16 protein-coding genes are annotated in these 17,776 nt (G+C 56.3%); 11 read left to right on the top strand and 5 right to left on the bottom strand.

Annotation, left to right across the window (positions count from 1 at the left end):
• Positions 1 to 12 precede the first annotated feature (12 nt).
• Both LU196_RS07610 and LU196_RS07605 read left to right on the top strand, forming a co-directional pair.
• Positions 13 to 891, top strand: coding sequence for an OmpA family protein (locus tag LU196_RS07610; protein ID WP_232758478.1), 879 nt, complete (start codon positions 13 to 15; stop codon positions 889 to 891).
• 193 nt (positions 892 to 1,084) lie between these two features.
• Positions 1,085 to 4,210 (top strand): Ig-like domain-containing protein, encoded by a 3,126-nt coding sequence (locus LU196_RS07605; protein WP_232758479.1) that lies wholly within the window; start codon positions 1,085 to 1,087, stop codon positions 4,208 to 4,210.
• A gap of 67 nt (positions 4,211 to 4,277) precedes the next feature.
• Here the strand turns inward: LU196_RS07605 and LU196_RS07600 are convergent, their stop codons facing one another.
• Entirely contained in the window at positions 4,278 to 4,586 is a 309-nt protein-coding gene (locus LU196_RS07600) for a putative quinol monooxygenase (RefSeq protein ID WP_232758480.1), read from the bottom strand.
• Between the two features lie 31 nt (positions 4,587 to 4,617).
• Entirely contained in the window at positions 4,618 to 5,199 is a 582-nt protein-coding gene (locus LU196_RS07595) for an NAD(P)H-dependent oxidoreductase (protein WP_232758481.1), read from the bottom strand.
• Between the two features lie 159 nt (positions 5,200 to 5,358).
• On the opposite strand from LU196_RS07595, the gene LU196_RS07590 reads away from it, so the two are divergent.
• The 6 genes from LU196_RS07590 to ftsP all read left to right on the top strand — a co-directional run bounded on the left by LU196_RS07590 (position 5,359) and on the right by ftsP (position 12,297).
• The gene (locus LU196_RS07590; protein WP_232758482.1) at positions 5,359 to 6,123 is read left to right on the top strand and encodes a transporter substrate-binding domain-containing protein; all 765 of its coding nucleotides are present in this window, start codon (positions 5,359 to 5,361) and stop codon (positions 6,121 to 6,123) included.
• Positions 6,124 to 6,242: 119 nt separating this feature from the next.
• Positions 6,243 to 6,926 carry a hypothetical protein gene (locus LU196_RS07585; RefSeq protein ID WP_232758483.1) on the top strand — a complete coding sequence of 228 codons (684 nt, stop codon included), beginning with the start codon at positions 6,243 to 6,245 and terminating at the stop codon, positions 6,924 to 6,926.
• Entirely contained in the window at positions 6,923 to 7,567 is a 645-nt protein-coding gene (locus tag LU196_RS07580; protein ID WP_232758484.1) for a glycosyltransferase, read from the top strand. The genes LU196_RS07585 and LU196_RS07580 overlap by 4 nt, the downstream gene beginning before the upstream one ends.
• A 121-nt stretch (positions 7,568 to 7,688) precedes the next feature.
• Complete coding sequence (gene parC, locus LU196_RS07575; protein WP_232758485.1) at positions 7,689 to 9,962, top strand: DNA topoisomerase IV subunit A; 2,274 nt, start codon at positions 7,689 to 7,691, stop codon at positions 9,960 to 9,962.
• A gap of 37 nt (positions 9,963 to 9,999) precedes the next feature.
• Positions 10,000 to 10,737 carry a 1-acylglycerol-3-phosphate O-acyltransferase gene (locus LU196_RS07570; protein ID WP_232758486.1) on the top strand — a complete coding sequence of 246 codons (738 nt, stop codon included), beginning with the start codon at positions 10,000 to 10,002 and terminating at the stop codon, positions 10,735 to 10,737.
• A 129-nt stretch (positions 10,738 to 10,866) separates the two neighbouring features.
• Entirely contained in the window at positions 10,867 to 12,297 is a 1,431-nt protein-coding gene (gene ftsP / locus LU196_RS07565) for a cell division protein FtsP (RefSeq protein WP_232758487.1), read from the top strand.
• Between the two features lie 46 nt (positions 12,298 to 12,343).
• Here ftsP and dkgA read toward each other — a convergent pair whose 3' ends face one another.
• Positions 12,344 to 13,171 carry a 2,5-didehydrogluconate reductase DkgA gene (dkgA, locus tag LU196_RS07560; RefSeq protein ID WP_232758488.1) on the bottom strand — a complete coding sequence of 276 codons (828 nt, stop codon included), beginning with the start codon at positions 13,169 to 13,171 and terminating at the stop codon, positions 12,344 to 12,346.
• A 221-nt stretch (positions 13,172 to 13,392) separates the two neighbouring features.
• Between dkgA and LU196_RS07555 the strand changes: the two genes are divergently transcribed.
• Positions 13,393 to 14,307 carry an AraC family transcriptional regulator gene (locus LU196_RS07555; protein WP_232758489.1) on the top strand — a complete coding sequence of 305 codons (915 nt, stop codon included), beginning with the start codon at positions 13,393 to 13,395 and terminating at the stop codon, positions 14,305 to 14,307.
• A gap of 30 nt (positions 14,308 to 14,337) precedes the next feature.
• On the opposite strand, the gene LU196_RS07550 is transcribed toward LU196_RS07555, so the two are convergent.
• Entirely contained in the window at positions 14,338 to 15,000 is a 663-nt protein-coding gene (locus LU196_RS07550) for a DedA family protein (RefSeq protein WP_232758490.1), read from the bottom strand.
• A 97-nt stretch (positions 15,001 to 15,097) separates the two neighbouring features.
• Positions 15,098 to 16,288 carry a cystathionine beta-lyase gene (metC, locus tag LU196_RS07545; protein ID WP_232758491.1) on the bottom strand — a complete coding sequence of 397 codons (1,191 nt, stop codon included), beginning with the start codon at positions 16,286 to 16,288 and terminating at the stop codon, positions 15,098 to 15,100.
• 278 nt (positions 16,289 to 16,566) lie between these two features.
• Here metC and exbB point away from each other — a divergent pair, with 278 nt between their 5' ends.
• On the top strand, positions 16,567 to 17,292 hold the full coding sequence (gene exbB, locus LU196_RS07540; protein WP_232758895.1) for a tol-pal system-associated acyl-CoA thioesterase: 726 nt from the start codon (positions 16,567 to 16,569) through the stop codon (positions 17,290 to 17,292).
• Between the two features lie 5 nt (positions 17,293 to 17,297).
• Positions 17,298 to 17,720: a TonB system transport protein ExbD gene (gene exbD, locus LU196_RS07535; RefSeq protein ID WP_232758492.1), complete on the top strand. Its 423-nt coding sequence runs from the start codon at positions 17,298 to 17,300 to the stop codon at positions 17,718 to 17,720.
• The last annotated feature ends 56 nt before the right edge of the window (positions 17,721 to 17,776 follow it).

The following is a 17,776-nucleotide window of genomic DNA, read 5'->3' as shown; positions in this document are numbered from 1 at the left end:
TGAGAGGTAGCAATGAGAAATAAAACACTAACGGCGCTGGCTTTAATGGCTTCGCTGTGCGTCCTGGCACCCTTGAGCGCTCATGCTGGCAACCTGTTTGGTGAAGCATGGAAAGCGATGCCTGCGGTTACAGATAATCAAACACGAATTGTCTATTATTTTCCGGTTGATAACGAAGTGAAAGCCGCAGCCAATATTTATGTCGACGGAGAGTTTCATACTTCACTCGTCAGCGGTGGCTATACCGTATTTTGTCTGGCACCCGGCATGCATTCCTTGGGCAGTTTTACTGGCGATGCGCCTACGTATGAGGGGAAACAGCGGCAGCCGTGGCGCGACAACCTGGCTGCGGGAAAAACGTTTTATATCCGTGCGAATCTGGATGACACGGGGCGCCCGCTGGTGAGTAATGCTGAAGAGGCTGAACAGCAGCTTACCGCGCTGCGAAAGCAAACGCATCTGCTTTCACGTGCCTCATCGGTTATTGCCTGTGAAACGAATGTCGGTGAATCACGCGCGGATTACGTTTTTTCTTCGGACCTGCTGTTTAAATTTGGCAGTGCCAATAGCAACGATATATCGCACGAGGGTCGCGAAGCCATCCAACAATTTGTGGCGATGTTAAACATGCAGGAAAGAAAAAATAAACGGATAGTGATTACTGGTTTTACCGATCCGATTGGTGAAGCCGACGCTAACTTCAATTTAGGGAAGCGCCGCGCAGAGGCGGTAAAAACTCTCTTGGTCGATAACGGATTGTTAGCCAGCGATATGATTACTCAAAGCATGGGCGAAACGCAGGTTTCTAAAGTTTGCAAGGGAACAATAAAAGAAAAGAAAGCATGCTACCGTGATGAACGTCGGGTCGTGATTGGTGTTGAAAATAACTAATTATCCTGCTGTTTCAGTTTTTCAAATGCAGCTCTACTGTTACAAAACCAAATGTTTATTGACTGGGTATGGTTTACCAAGACGCATCTTGAATTTTATTAATTAATTACCCTGTTGAATTTAACGTTAATTTATTGATTTTACCCGTAAAGGAGTATTGCTATGATTAATAGCCAAAACATTTTCCTCGAGCGTGATTGCGCCGGTTCGAATTGTAAATACGAGTAAGCCTGATTATCAATGGAAAGATATTCAAGATGAAGCCAATGCAAACTGTATGATTCATATCATCATTGATGAGGTGGAATATACCGTGAAGGCGGATGCAAATGGGAAATGGTCATTTAACCCAAATGGCTGGATTGATGGCTTACACACGGTTACCGTGTTTTCCGTTGACCCGGCATCGAATGCCAGTGCGCCCACATCGTTTATTGTGAATTATGATACGACCAAGCCCGTGGCGCCGGAGATCTGGCGCGTAGAGGATAATTCTGCGACGAAAAGCAGCAACCTGACGCCGGGAGACAGCACCAAAGAAACGTCACCGAGCCTTTCAGGCGTGTCAGAACCTAATACGATTGTCTACCTCTATGACGATGGCAGTACGACGCCCATTGCGTCGGCAAAAACAGACAGCATGGGCGCATGGAGCATGCAGCCAACACTCTCCGCAGACGAACATTCTCTGCAGGTTGGCGCCACGGATGCGGCCAATAATGTCAGCGATCTCTCAGCGGCGTTTGACGTCACGGTGGAAGCCGGGGCCATTGTAAAAGCACACAATCATGCGGATCACACGGATTATATTCAGCCCCTTCAGCATGATGATGTAACGCTGGCGGAGGCAAGTGCGCTGCCGCGCCAGGTTCATATTTCTTCAGATACCATTACATTCGATGCGGGCGGCGCAGATGCCAACGGACTGGTTGAAGTCTTAATCAACGAAAAGGTGTTTACCTTCCTGGCGGATGCAGAGGGCAACTGGCGCTTTGCGTCACCAAAATTAACCGATGGCATTTACCAAGTGCAGGTTCGCTTTGGTGATAAAGCAAATAACTGGGGCGAACCCGTGCAGCGTATTTATTACGTTGAAACTGCATTGCCGGAAGCACCGCAGATTATGCGCGTCATTGATGATGAAGGGGACAGTGATTACCTGTCGTTCAACGATTACACCAACGATAAAACCCCGACCCTGTCGGGCGTTGCGCAGCCGGGTTCACTGGTAAAAATCACCAGCAATGGCAAAGTCATCGGTTCCGTCACGGCCGGTGAAGATGGGCGCTGGCACTTTGAGCCGACGTTGGATACCGATGGCACCTACGCATTGAGCGCATTCTACGTCGATCGCTTTGGGCGTGAGAGTGCAAAATCCGATCCCTTTGTTTTCACGCTGGACTCGCACCAGCCCGATCCTGCCACCCTTGATAAAGTGATCGATGACACCAGCGGGATAGGCGTTGAACTGACAACCGGGGCCGTGTCCAGTGATACCACGCCCACCCTGAAAGGCAAGGCCGATGCGAATACGCTGGTGCGCGTTTGGGACGGTGACAAACTGATTGACTCGGTGATGTCTACTGCACGCGGCGAGTGGGAGCTGACGGTGAACCTGGAGCCCGGCGCCCACAGCCTGAGCGTGGATTCGGTGAGCAAAGGGGGAACGGTATCTGAAAAGAGTCCAACCTTTGATGTGACTATCGATCTGAACATGATCGATAAGCCGGAGATCAGCCACGTCGTGGCGGACAACGGCGCGCAGGAGATCGAACTCGCCAGCGGCGATGCCACCAACGGCAGCACGCCGAAATTTAGCGGCGTCGGTAAGAATGATGACACCATTCTTATCTACGACAACGACATACTTATTGGCTCGGTGATGGTCGTCAACGGCACTTGGACGTTCACCCTTAATCCGCCACTGAGTGATGGCTCACATTCACTGACGGCGAAAACGCAGGATAAAGACACCGGAAAACTCTCTGACGCAACCGATCCCTTTACGCTCATTATCGATACCCAAGCGCCGGATAAGCCCGATGATCCAACCCTTGTCGCCGATGGCATTGCGCTTATTGACCCCAGCACGCCGATCAAAGACACCACGCCGGATATCCGCGGTGAGGATGCAGACGAAGGCGATCTCGTGAGCGTCATCATTGAAGACAAAAACACCGGTGAGCAAACGATTATCGGTACTGCGATTGTGGGCGAAGACGGCAAATGGACCGTGACGCCGGGCGAAGCGATCCCAGACGGTGAATACGAGCTGATCGTGGCAATCAAAGATCCGGCAGGCAATACGTCAGAATCCGATCCTGTCGATCTGATTGTCGATACGCACATACCGCTCAATCCTACGGTGATCGCGCTGGAAGATGACGTTGGCCCGAACACGGGTAACATCACTGACGGCAGCATCACCGACGATCGGCAACCTACGCTAAAGGGCACCTCTACCGAAAACGGTATGATTCTGGTCTACGACGGCGCCACACTTATCGGCAGCGTCAAGGTCACGGCGGGCGCGAACTTTGCGCTGGAACTGCCCCTGCTTCCTGAAGGCGCTCACGAGATTTCGTATCGCGTGGTGAGTGAATCGGGTGTTCAAGGCGATCTCAGCACGCCTATCCGTTTCGACGTGGATACCACTGCGCCAGCGGTGGGCACTTTCGACGGCGTGTATAAAGATCTGGGCGGTACGGAAACCTTACTCGCGGTGGATGGCACAACCGGATACATCGAAACCAAAGATCTGACCCCCATCCTGAAAGGCACCGGCCAAAAAGATGATGTGGTGGTGATTTACGGCGATGCGAACAAAACGGTTATCTTGGGCACTACCGTGGTGGACAATATGGGGAACTGGCGCTTTGAATACAAAGAGTACCAGGATCAGGAGGCCGCCAGGGAAGAAGTCGATGAGACAGTGATCTTCAGCGTTGGTTTCCGTGATACCGCCGGTAACGAAACGTCGCTGGATACCAACTTCCCCACGCACCTGGACACCACGCCGCCCGGCAAAACGGTGATCCCGTTTGGCGCAATCGACAATATTATGGAGATGTCGCTGAACGAGATTCTGGCCCTGGATGCGAAGTCGCTGTTTATCGACAACGATAAAACGCAAGTGATTGCGGCGAACGAAGGCAACACGTCGCTGGCGCTGGAAGACATTCTGCCGAGGGGCGAGAGTGTGGATAACTGGAATCAGGCGACGGGTACCATGACGATTGCGGGCATGGAGTACGATGTTTATCAGAATACGGCCGGCACCGCAGAAGTGCTGGTCGAACACCGCCAGGAAGAGATCTGATTCCGGCCGTTAATATAAAAAACCCCCGGTCGCCTGACCGGGGGTTTTTTTATCACTGAACAGATCGCTATTGCGCTGCTTCAAGCACCAGAATTTTTACGTCCACCACGTCGTCTTTGATCGTGGCGCGATGCGCATCCATGTGCGGCATCTGCTGATGCTGCTCCAGATGACGCAGGGACGCCCACTGCTCCAGCATAAAAATGGAGTCGGGGGAATTTTGTTTCCACGTTACCTGCGCCTGATGATCCACCAGCGCATCGTACTGATGGCAGCCCTCTTCCTTCAGCACTTCAGGGATCAGCGTTTTCACGGCATCCAGCACCGCCTGACGGCGGCCGGGTTTGATACAAATCTCTGCGACGACGGTTAACATAATGCTTCCTTTTTTACCGGTGTGCTTACAGTTAAGCAAAAATCTCGCTGAGATGTGTCCGATAGCGCGCAATATCACGCGGCACATCAGGCTGTTTAATCACATCGTTACAGATGAAGGTGGGCAGGGCTTCCATACCGAGGAACTGATTGGCCTTGTGGAAATGCAGATAAAGCCCGTCAACGCCTACGCCTTCAAAGAACTGATCGGGATCGGTGAAGGCCTCCAGCGGCGCATTCCAGGTCAGAGACAGCATATATTTCTTCCCGTGGATCAACCCGCCGGAGCCATACTGCTTGCTGGCGTCACTGCGCGTACGGCCGTCGCTGGCATAGAGCGAACCATGACCTTCGGTAAAGACTTCATCGATGTATTTTTTTACCGTCCAGGGTTCGCCCATCCACCAGCCTGGCATTTGATAAATCACCACGTCACTGTCGAGATATTTCTGAATCTCTTCCGCCACGTTGTAATCGCTGTCGGCCACGGTGACCTGCACGCTGTGGCCCATGTCGCGCAGCTGGCTGGCAGCAACCTCGGTAAGCGTATGGTTCAGCTCCCCCTTGGAGTGCGCGAAGGTTTTTCCGCCATCGATAATGAAAATGTTGCTCATAAAATCCGTGCTCGTGTTGGATGAATGCGCACACTGTACGCCCCTGAGATGCGGGTAAAAATGGGGCGTTGATCACAAGACTTTTGCCTGGCAGGCAATAATTGGGCGAGTTATGGCACAATTCGTGCGCAAATACGCCTCCCTCAATAAGAAGAAACCATGAAAATCGCTATCACAACGGTCGCGCTGCTGGTATCCGGCACTGCGGCAGCACAATCACACCTGGACACCATTCTCAGTAGTAAAACCCTCAATGTCTGCACCACCGGCGACTACAAGCCTTACAGCTTTTTGCGTCCCGATGGCGCATATGAAGGGCTGGATATCAGCATGGCCCAGTCGCTGGCCGCCAGCCTGGGGGCGAAGGTACGCTGGGTGCCAACGCAGTGGAAAACCCTGAGTGAGGATTTTGTCGCAAAACAGTGTGATATCGCACTGGGCGGCGTGTCGGTCACGCTGAAGCGCCAGCAAATTGCCTGGTTTGCGCAGCCGCTGGACGTTGACGGTAAAATTCCGCTGGTGCGCTGTGCGGACAAAGCAAAATACCAGACGGTGGCGCAGATTAACCGACCCGCAGTGCGCGTGATCGAACCGGCTGGCGGCACCAACGAAGCCTTTGTCCATAGCCATCTGCCGCAGGCCACTTTACGGCTGGCAGACAACGTGGGGATTTTTCAGCAGCTGGTGGATAATCAGGCCGACGTCATGATCACCGATGCGTCTGAAGCGCTGTTTCAGACGCAGCACTACCCCTCGCTATGCGCCATCAGCCCAGATAAACCGATGCAATACGGTGAAAAGGCGTACATGCTGCCGCGCGACGACATGAGCTGGAAGCTGTATGTCGACCAATGGCTGCACCTGAGTACTGCCACGGGCGAATACGCGCGCGTTAAACAGCAGTGGTTGGGCGCAAGCCGCTAAACGCGTCGGTGGCGCTTGGGTTAGCGCCACCCGATGACCCCTCTCAAAAATGTGCAACATTAAATTTATCGGTCGCAGGTGACGTCTTTAACCGCTAAACACCTGTGGAAACCTTTGCCATGACCCCGCTCTGGGACAGTATCGATAAAGTTATTTATATCAATTTGTCGCACCGCAAAGATCGCGACGAAAGCCTGCAAAAGCAGCTTAGGCTGCTGCGCGTCCCGCCGGAAAAAATCGTGCGCTTCGACGCCTGTGCCCATCTGCTGGGGCACATTGGCCGCACGCAGTCGCACCTTGCCGTGCTCAATATGGCGATCGAAAACGGCTGGGGTCCTATCCTGGTGTTGGAAGATGATATGTGTTTTAACCACACGGCCCAGAGCAGTGCGGCGCTGACGTGCATGTCAAATGCGCTGACCGCGCTTAGCTGGGACGTCGCGCTGCTTAGTGCTAACTATTTGCAGGTTATTCCGTTGAAAAGCGCGCCAGGGTTGGTAAAACCGCTGAAGGCGTTTTGCGCCTGCGCCTATCTCGTCAATGCGCACTATCTGCTCACGCTGCGCGATAATTATGCGGCTTCCCTCGCCGCCTTGTTACAGGGCGGGCGTAAAAATCAGTACGCGCTGGATGTCCACTGGCAAAGCTTGATGATGCGCGACAAATGGTTGGGCATCTACCCCGTTGCCGGCCATCAGCTGCCCGGCTGCTCCAATATTGAAGACGGTCACATGGACTACCGCCCTCTCTTCTACAAACCCTTGTCTGACATTGCCGTGACGCTGAGCGAGGTGACGCCGTGAATATCCCCAAAACCCTTCACATCGTCTGGATTGGCGATGAAAGTAAAATCCCCGCCAGGCTGATCGCGAGCTGGCGCGACCTGAATCCACGCTGGCAGGTGAAAGTCTGGGGCAATGCTGAATTGGCCAGCACCGCATGGATCAACCGCCGGCACATTGACAGTATGCTCAAGAGAGCACGGTACGCCGGGGCGGCGGATATCATGCGCTATGAGATTTTGTTCCACCACGGCGGTTTTGCGGTAGACGCTGACAGCCTGTGCATCAAACCTTTAGAAGCGTGGCTGTTTGATAGCCAGGTGTGCGCCAGCATGGAGAACGAACACGTCCGGGCGGGCCTGATCGCCAATGGCTATCTGGCCGCTGAAGCGAAAGCTGCCTTGCTGGCAGAGCTGATCATGGCCATTGAGCGTAAACAGAGCGTCACGAAAAACCTACCGTGGGAAGAAACGGGCCCTTTGTTGCTGACGCAAACCGTGCAGCGCCTTGGCTACAGTAATCTCACGTGCTGGCCCAGCCACTACTTTATTCCAGAGCACTACAGCGGTAAAACCTATCTGGGCACCGGGCACGTGTTCGCGCGCCAGATGTGGGGCACGACTTTTGGCTTACACAATGCGCTGAATGCGCTGCCAGGCTGAGGGCGCAGCGATGCCCGGCACTGGCTTCCCTGTGACTAAATTCCGCCAATAATGTACTATCCTCGCCAAACCACCGCCCGGTGTTCCGCCGCCGTGGAACCAGAGTGAGGATACAAGCTTAATGAGCGAGTTAACGCAGGATGGTGCAGAGCGTCTTGCCCTGCACAAATTTACCGAAAACGCATACCTGAACTACTCCATGTACGTCATCATGGATCGCGCGCTGCCGTATATCGGCGACGGGTTGAAGCCGGTGCAGCGCCGTATTATTTACGCCATGTCTGAGCTGGGCCTTAGCGCGAGCGCTAAATTCAAAAAATCCGCGCGTACCGTGGGGGACGTGCTGGGTAAATACCATCCGCATGGCGACAGCGCCTGCTATGAAGCCATGGTATTGATGGCGCAGCCGTTCTCCTACCGCTATCCGCTGGTAGATGGCCAAGGCAACTGGGGGGCGCCGGACGATCCGAAGTCTTTCGCCGCCATGCGTTATACCGAATCGCGTCTGTCTAAGTATGCAGAAGTGCTGCTGGCCGAGCTGGGGCAGGGCACGGTGGATTATATTCCCAATTTCGATGGCACGCTGCAGGAGCCGAAAATGCTGCCGGCGCGCCTGCCGAATATCCTGCTGAACGGCACCACCGGCATTGCCGTGGGCATGGCCACCGATATTCCACCGCACAACCTGCGCGAAGTGGCCGAAGCCGCAGTGAAGCTCATCGACAAACCCGGTACCACGCTGGACGAACTGCTGGATATTGTGCAGGGGCCGGATTTCCCAACCGAAGCGGAAATCATCACCCCGCGCGACGAGATTCGCAAAATTTACCAGAACGGGCGCGGCTCGATTCGCCAGCGCGCGGTATGGAAAAAAGAGGACGGCGACGTGGTGATCACCGCGCTGCCGCATCAAGTTTCCGGTGCGCGCGTGCTGGAGCAGATCGCCACGCAGATGCGCAACAAAAAATTGCCGATGGTGGAGGATCTGCGCGATGAGTCGGATCACGAGAACCCCACGCGTTTGGTGATTGTTCCGCGCTCTAACCGCGTGGATCTGGAGCAGGTGATGAATCACCTGTTTGCCACCACCGATCTGGAAAAAAGCTATCGCGTTAACCTGAACATGATCGGCCTGGATAACCGTCCGGCGGTAAAAAACCTGCATGAGATCCTGACGGAATGGCTGGTCTACCGCCGCGACACCGTGACGCGCCGCCTCAATCACCGTCTTGACCGCGTGCTGCGCCGCTTGCATATCCTTGAAGGTTTGCTGGTGGCGTTTCTCAACATCGATGACGTTATTCACATTATCCGCACGGAGGATGAGCCGAAGCCGGTATTGATGTCGCGTTTTGACATCAGCGAAACCCAGGCGGAAGCGATTCTGGAGCTGAAGCTGCGTCATCTTGCCAAGCTGGAAGAGATGAAAATTCGCGGCGAGCAGGCCGAACTGGAAAAAGAGCGTGACCAGATCCAGTCAATTCTTGGCTCCGAGAAGAAAATGAGCAATCTGCTCAAGAAAGAGCTGCAGGCCGATAGCCAAACCTACGGTGACGCACGTCGTTCGCCGCTGCAGGAGCGGGAAGAGGCCAAAGCCCTGAGCGAAAATGAGCTGGTGAGCGCTGAGCCGGTGACCATTGTACTGTCGCAAATGGGCTGGGTGCGCAGCGCCAAAGGGCACGATATCGATCCGGCAGGGTTAAGTTACAAAGCCGGGGACACCTATCGCGCCGCCGCGCGCGGCAAAAGCAACCAACCGGTGGCGTTTATCGACTCAACCGGCCGCAGCTACACGCTCGATCCCACCTCGCTGCCGTCGGCGCGCGGGCAGGGTGAACCCTTGACCGGTAAACTTACGCCACCGCCGGGTGCAGTCATTGAGCAGGTGCTGATGGAGGCTGACGATCAGAAACTGCTGCTGGCTTCCGACGCGGGCTATGGCTTTATCTGTACCTTTGCCGATTTGGTTTCGCGCAATCGCGCCGGTAAAGCGCTGCTGACGCTGCCTGAAAATGCCAAAGTCATGACGCCGCTGGCGGTGCACTCCGGCGACGACATGCTGCTGGCCATCACCCAGGCGGGCCGTATGCTGATGTTCCCGGTGAGCGATCTGCCGCAAATGTCGAAAGGCAAGGGCAATAAAATCATCTCGATTCCGGCGGCGGATGCCGCAGCGGGCGTCGATCGCTTGCAGTGGCTGCTGATCCTGCCGCCGGGCAGTTCACTGACGATTTACGTCGGCAAACGCAAGCTGATCATGCGCGATGAGGATCTGCAAAAAGTGCGCGCCGATCGCGGCCGTCGCGGCAGCGTGGCGCGTGGCCTGCAGCGTATTGATAGCGTGGAAGTGAACGCCCCGGCGCGTCCGGCGCGTGATACCGCAGGCGAAGTCTGATCTTCGCCTGAGCAAAAGAGCCCTGTTTGAGGAAACTATGTTATTAATTTTACGGTCAATTATCGTTGTTATTTATTCGATACTGGTCTGCATTTTTGGCTCGATTTGGTGCCTGTTCTCGCCGCGAAATCCGCGCCATGTGGCTACCTTTGGCCATCTTTTTGGACGCCTCTCCACGGTGTTTGGCGTCAAGGTGGAGCTGCGTAAGCCCCCTGAGGCGGCGCACTACGGCAACGCCATTTATATTGCCAACCACCAAAACAACTACGACATGATCACCGCGGCCAACATCGTGCAGCCCACCACCGTGACGGTGGGTAAAAAAAGTCTGCTGTGGATCCCGTTCTTTGGCCAACTGTACTGGCTGACCGGCAATCTGCTTATTGATCGCGATAATCGGGCCAAGGCGCACGGCACCATCGGTGAGCTGGTGGCGCAGTTCAATAAAAAGCGCATCTCCTTCTGGATGTTTCCGGAAGGCACGCGCAGCCGCGGACGAGGCTTGCTGCCGTTTAAGACCGGTGCCTTTCACGCTGCGGTGGCGGCGGGCGTACCGATTATCCCGATCGTGGTCTCCAACACCCACGATAAAATCAAACTCAACCGCTGGAAAAATGGCTTAGTGATTGTAGAAATGCTGCCGCCGGTGGATACCTCACAGTTTGAAACGGCGTCGGTGCGCAAGCTGGCGACCCACTGCCGTGAAATAATGTCTGCTAAGCTGGAAGAGTTGAACGCCGAAGTCGCCGAACGCGAAAAAAACGGTAAAATCTGACGGACTTAACGAGGGGGCCGGGCACTCCGCCCCGTTCATCCCGGCCCGGACGGGCACGCACAGCACTTTCTTGATAAGAACAACATGGACAGGGCGTGTTCACGCCCCGCGCAAAAGGTCTGAAGTTTTATGTCTTGCAGCAGACGTCAGTTTATTCAGCTCTCCGCCGGTATTGCACTGGCTACCGGTGCTTTGCCCATAACCGCCCGCGCCGCAGCCGCGCCGCAGGGCGATGTACCGCTGCCGGTGCCACCGCTGATTGAGTCCCGTCGCGGGCAGCCGCTGTTTCTGACGCTGCAGCGCAGCCATTGGTCGTTCAGCGGCGACAGCAATAAAGTGCCGGTGTGGGGCCTCAACGGCCTCTATCTGGGGCCCACGGTGCGGGTTTACAGCGGTGATGACGTCAAGCTGATTTACAGCAATCGCCTGAACGAGCCGGTCTCGATGACCGTCAGCGGCCTGCAGGTGCCAGGTGCCTTAATGGGCGGTGCACCGCGCATGATGTCCGCTGGGGTGGATTGGGCACCGGTGCTGCCGGTACGCCAGAGCGCCGCCACGCTGTGGTATCACGCGAATACGCCGAACCGCATGGCGCCGCACGTCTATAATGGCCTGGCGGGCATGTGGCTTATCGAAGATGAGGTCAGCAAAGCTCTGCCGCTGCCCAAGCATTACGGCGTTGATGACTTCCCGCTGATCATTCAGGACAAGCGGCTGGATAATTTTGCCACCCCGGTTTACAACCCGCCGGCGGACGGCGGTTTCCTGGGCGATACGCTGTTGGTCAACGGCGTGCAAAATCCCTACGTTGAGGTATCGCGCGGCTGGGTCCGCTTGCGTTTGCTTAACGCGTCAAATGCGCGCCGTATTGAGCTGAACATTTCCGATAACCGTCCGTTCACCGTCATTGCCAGCGATCAAGGTTTTTTGCCGGCGCCGGTTGCGGTACAAACGCTGTCGCTGGCACCCGGCGAACGACGGGAAGTGCTGGTGGATATGTCGCAGGGCGACGAGGTTTCGATCACCGCAGGTGCCGCTGCCGGGCTGATGGATCGCCTGCGCGGCCTGTTTGAACCCTCGTCGATTCTCACCAACACGCTGGTGCTGAGTCTGCGCCCAACCGGTCTGCTGCCGCTGGTGACGGACAATCTCCCGATGCGCCTGCTGGCCGATCAGATCCTGGATGGCGCGGCGGTGCGCACGCGGGAATTTCGCATCGGTGACAGCATGCCGGGCATTAACGGTGCGCTGTGGGACATGAGCCGTATCGATACCACGGCTCAGCAGGGCACCTTCGAACGCTGGATCATCCACGCCGACCGTCCGCAGTCGCTGCATATTCAGGGCGTGATGTTCCTGGTAAAAAGCGTCAACGGCGCGTCGTCCATGGGCGAGGATCGCGGCTGGAAAGATACGGTATGGGTGGATGGTGACGTGGAGCTGCTGGTGAGCTTCCCGCAAAGTTCGTCGGAACACTTCCCCTTTATGTATTACAGCCAGACGCTGGAGCTTGCGGACCGTGGCACCGCAGGCCAACTGCTGGTGACGCCGCAGGCGTGATACCGCTGCGGCCCCCTTGAGGCGAGCCGCAGTGGATGGCCCATCTTTAACCGTTAAAGGTTTCCGGATCGGGCCCCAGACGGTTACCGCTATCGAGTTTGGCGATCTCGCTGATTTCCGATTTATCCAGACGGAAATCGAACACCTGGAAGTTCTCGTGAATACGGGCTGGCGTCACCGATTTAGGAATGACCACCAGCCCGCTGTCGAGGTGCCAGCGAATCACAATCTGTGCCGGCGTCTTGCCGTACTTCTTCGCCAGATGACGAATAATCTCCTGATCGAATACCCCGTCGCCGCCTTGTGCCAACGGACTCCACGACTCGGTCTGGATCTGATGCAGAGCATTCCACGCGTGCAGCGTGCGCTGCTGTAACATCGGATGCAGCTCAATCTGGTTCACCACCGGGGTCACGCCGGTCTCGTCGATCAAGCGTTTGAGGTGCGATTCATGGAAATTACACACGCCGATGCTCTTGATTAAGCCCTGCTGCTGCAGCGCAATCATCTGTTTCCAGGCGTCCACGTACTGATCTTTTTCCGGACACGGCCAGTGCATCAGATAGAGATCCACGCGCTCCAACTGCAGTTTTTTCAGGCTGGTTTCCAGCGCCTGCTGCGCATTTTGCTGCGCGTCATTCCATAGCTTGGTGGTGATGAAAATGTCATCGCGCGGGACATCGGTTTCCTGTAATGCCTGACCCACCGCTTCTTCGTTTTTATAAACGGCGGCGGTATCAATCGAACGATAACCAACGTTTAACGCCTCCAGGATGGCGTGGCGTGCTTCCTCGATGCTGGCCTGCCATACGCCAAGGCCAAGCTGCGGCATCATATTGCCGTCGCGGAGTTTGATAATGGGTTGCTCTGCCATGGTTGCTCCTTACTGATCACAGTGACTTACCGTAGAAAGAATGGAAGTAAGTCTAGTCAACAAACCCGATACGCGGATCGCTGTGCGATACGCGCGCATCTTTCGTGGCAAAGCGAGCGTGCTGCCGTGGCAAAGCGAGCGTGGTGCGCGTCAGCGGTGCCAGACCGCTGGCACAATACGCGAGGTTGCGGCACACTGCTTTTTTTTTGCCGGAGCGCACAATGTCTCATGATGCCCTTTGTCGCCACCTGGCGCAGCGAGTCATCACGCTGATGCAGGCTGGTCGCACCCTTAGTCCGGTGCCCAATGTCAGGCTGATTTATGCCTGTGAACCGCTGCCACGCACCCCGATGATGTATCAGCCGGGGATCGTGATTCTGTTTCAGGGGCGTAAAACCGGCTACCTTGGCAGCACCCAGTTTTATTACGACGCCACAAAGTATCTGATGCTCACCGTGCCACTGCCGGTGGAGTGTGAAACCGAAGCCACGCCGGACGCACCGCTGGCCGGTATGTTCCTTAACGTGGATATCGCCAATCTGCAGGATCTGCTGCTGGAGATCGGCGACGACGAGCAGTTTCAGCCCCCGCGGCAAACCGGTGGCATTCATTCGGCCTTCCTGAGCGAAGAGATGCTGTGCGCCGCCGAGCGGCTACTGGACGTGATGGGTCATCCGCGCGATGCGCGTGTCCTGGGGCCACAGTTGGTCCGCGAGATCGTTTACTACGTCCTGACCGGTCCGATAGGGGGGGCGCTACTGGCGCTGGTGAATCGCCAGACGCAATTTAGCCAAATCGCGCGTGCGCTGCGCCGCATTGAAAAACACTATGCCGACAGCCTGAGCGTCGAGACGCTGGCCGCCGAAGTGAACATGAGCATCTCCGCCTTCCACCATAACTTCAAAGCGGTGACGCAGACCTCGCCGCTGCAGTACCTTAAGCGCTATCGCCTGCATCAGGCGCGGTTATTGATGCTGCAGGACGGTTTAAAAGCCAGCGTGGCGGCTGTTCGCGTGGGCTATGAAAGCCCGTCTCAATTTTCGCGGGAGTTTAAGCGCTACTTCGGCGTGACGCCGGGCGAGGAGGTGAGTCGCGCGCGTCTGACGCTGCCTGCGCAGCCGTCTGATGCCGCCTAACGTGCCGGGCGCGGCTGGCGCGCCCCGTGCTTACGAGGTTTTCTGCCGCCGCTTTTTCCAAATCACCACAATACTGCCCGTGAGTCCGACAAACAGCAGCACCATCGGCAGCACCATCAAGATCGCCATCACCTGATCTTCGTGACGTTTGATAAAAGGCACCTGGCTTATGCCGTAGCCCATCGCCACCACAATGCCCACCCACAGCAGACCGCTCAGCCAGTTAAACAGCTGGAAACGACCATTTTGCAAACCGGAAATGCCCGCCATGGTGGGCAGCAGGGTGCGTACAAAGGCAAGAAAACGGCCCACCAGCAGCGCCATCAAGCCGTGACGATTGAACAAATGCCACGCGCGCTGATGATACTGCGCGGGCAGGTGCATCAGCCAGCTTCGCACCATTTTGGTGTTGCCCAGCCAGCGCCCCTGCAGGTAGCTCAACCAGCAGCCAAGGCTGGCCGCCGTGGTCAATATCACCATCGTCGGCACGAAATCCATAACCCCTTTAGCGACCATGGCACCGGCCAGCAGCAGCAGGCTGTCACCGGGCAGAAACGACGCAGGCAGCAAGCCGTTTTCCAGAAACAGCGTCAGGAACATCACGCCGTAAACGATCCACACTACATCCGGATTAGCGAGCGCGGCAAAATCCTGATGCCAAAGCGCGCTGACAATCTCATGTAAAACACCCATCGGCTATCTCATCGAGTCACAAGGAGTCTATTTTAACGCGCTGCAGCGGCACATGGCGCGACCTCCGCCCTCTGCCCGCAGCAGGTTTATGTTTTGTTTAACTTCGCAGGCGTGCAAAGCCCGCTTTTAAATCCGCCAGCAGGTCATCCACGTGCTCCAACCCGATGTGCAGACGCACCAGCGTCCCGCTGAAATCCACGCCGCCCGCCGGGCGAATCGCCGCCAGCTCTTCGGGCTGGTTGGCCAGAATCAGCGATTCATAGCCGCCCCACGAGTAGGCCATGCTGAAGTGTTCAAAGCCATCAAGATAGTGCGCCAACTGCTCGCGGCCCAGCTTTTCCTGCAAAATAAACGAGAACAGGCCGCTGCTGCCGCGAAAGTCGCGCTTCCAGAACGCATGGCCGGGCGACTGGGCCAGCGCTGGATGGTTAACGCGCGCCACTTCAGGGCGCGTCGCCAGCCACTCTGCCACCTGCAATGCGCTCTCTTCATGCTGCCGCAGTCGCGTGCTCAGCGTGCGCAGGCCGCGGCTGGCCATGTAGGCCGTATCGGCATCCACCATCTGTCCCATGAGATAGGCGTTTTCACGCAGCTGCGGCCAGCAGCGCGCGTTGGCGACCGCCGTGCCAATCATGCCATCGCTGTGGCCAATGATGTATTTGGTCGCCGCCTGAATGGAAATATCAATGTCGTGCGCCAGCGCATTAAACAGCACGCCCGCCGCCCACGTATTGTCAATCATGATCACCGCCTCGGGCGCCTTGGCGCGCACCGCAGCGACGATCGCCGGAATGTCCTGCACTTCCATGGTAATCGAGGCGGGCGACTCCAAAAACACGACGCGGGTATTGGGCTGAATCAGTTCGGCGATCTCGGCGCCGATTTGATGATCAAAAAAGGTGGTGGCGACATGCATCTTACTGAGGATTTTGGTGCAGAAATCCTGCGTCGGCTCATACACCGCGCCGCTGACCAAAATATGATCGCCTGCGGCCACAAAGGCCAGAATGGCATTGGCGACCGCCGCCGCGCCGCAAGGAAAAAGCGCGCAGCCGGCACCGCCCTCCAGCTCGGTCATCGCGTCCTGCAGCGCAAAGTGCGTGAGGGTGCCGCGTCGGCCATAAAACAGTTCGCCGCTGGCGCGTCCAGCGGTGGCGCGCTTTTTGTCCGCTACCGTGTCAAAAACCAGTGACGACGCGCGCTGGATCACGCTGTTTACGGCGCCTTGGGTATAACGTTTACTGCGTCCCGCGCTCACCAGCGTGGTATCGATTTTGTTGGTTGCCATCGGCCTTTCCTGACGCTTACCGCAAAGGCTTCACGTTACCACGAATTGCCCGCGCGGGTGGCCTTTGAATCATGATTATCAGAGTGAGTCGAGGGTTTACCGCGCCGGCACCGCGATGATCCTCATCAGACGCAAAAGCCGCCGAGAACGCGACGGTGGCGTTTGTAAATAGTAATGAGAACGACTATCACTTCGCGCGGGTTGTTTGCTATGATCGTGGCTTCGATCGTGAACTGTGCAACAGAAGTTGGAGACGCAGCGTGGTAGCCAGTGATTTGATGCAGACGGATCTCTCCGTCTGGGGCATGTATCAGCATGCGGATATCGTGGTAAAGGTAGTGATGATCGGCCTGTTGTTGGCGTCGGTAGTGACCTGGGCCATTTTCTTTGGCAAGTATGCTGAACTCAGCGCGGCGAAACGCCGCCTTAAACGCGAACAGCAGGATTTGAGCGAAGCCCGATCCCTTGATGATGCCTACCGTGCCGCAGAAGGCTTCCGTCGCCACAGCGCCAGCACGGTGCTGCTCAACGATGCACAAAATGAGCTGATCTTGTCTGCGGGCAGCGAAGATATCGAGGGCATCAAAGCGCGTACCAGCTTTCGCCTTGAGCGTCGCGTAGGCGCCTTTAGCCGCCACGCGGGGCGCGGTAATGGCTTCCTCGCCACCATCGGCTCTGTCGCACCCTTTATCGGGTTGTTTGGCACCGTGTGGGGCATTATGAACAGCTTTATTGGCATTGCCCAAACCCAGACCACGAATCTTGCCGTCGTGGCGCCAGGGATCGCAGAAGCCCTGTTAGCGACGGCGATTGGCTTGGTCGCGGCGATCCCCGCGGTTGTGATTTACAACGTTTTTGCGCGCATGATTGCCAGCTACAAAGCCTCGCTGGGCGATGTGGCCGCGCAGATCATGCTGCTGCAGAGCCGCGATCTCGATCTTGGCACCATTGAAGCGGTCAAAGGCGGTAACCGCGCGACTGCACAAAAGCTGCGTGTAGGGTAAGTACGATGGCGATGCGCTTAAACGATGACGCCATCGGCGATGGCGAAATGCATGAAATCAACGTCACGCCGTTTATTGATGTCATGCTGGTACTGTTGATCATCTTTATGGTTGCGGCACCGCTGGCGACGGTCAACGTGCGGGTTAACCTGCCTGCTTCCACCAGCGCGCCGCAGCCGCGTCCCGATAAGCCGGTGTATCTCTCTATCAAACAGGACAAGCAAATCTTCATCGGCAATAACGCGGTGAGCAAAGCGACGCTGGTCGATGCCCTGACCGCGCAAACGGCCGGGAACAAAGAGACCACCATCTTCTTCCAGGCCGACAAGTCAGTGGACTATGAAACCTTGATGAGCGTCATGGATCAGCTGCGCGCGGCGGGATACCTGAAAATAGGCCTGATGGGCATGGAAAGCGCGAAAAAGTAAGCCTGGCACCGGTGCGAAAAAGCGGCCTGCGGCCGCTTTTTTATTGGCGTGAAGCC

The sequence above is a fragment of the Pantoea sp. Mb-10 genome (assembly GCF_021272205.1).
GTDB lineage: Bacteria > Pseudomonadota > Gammaproteobacteria > Enterobacterales > Enterobacteriaceae > Pantoea.
Note: the sequence above shows the minus strand (reverse complement) of the source record. Positions and strands in the feature narration are given on the sequence as shown.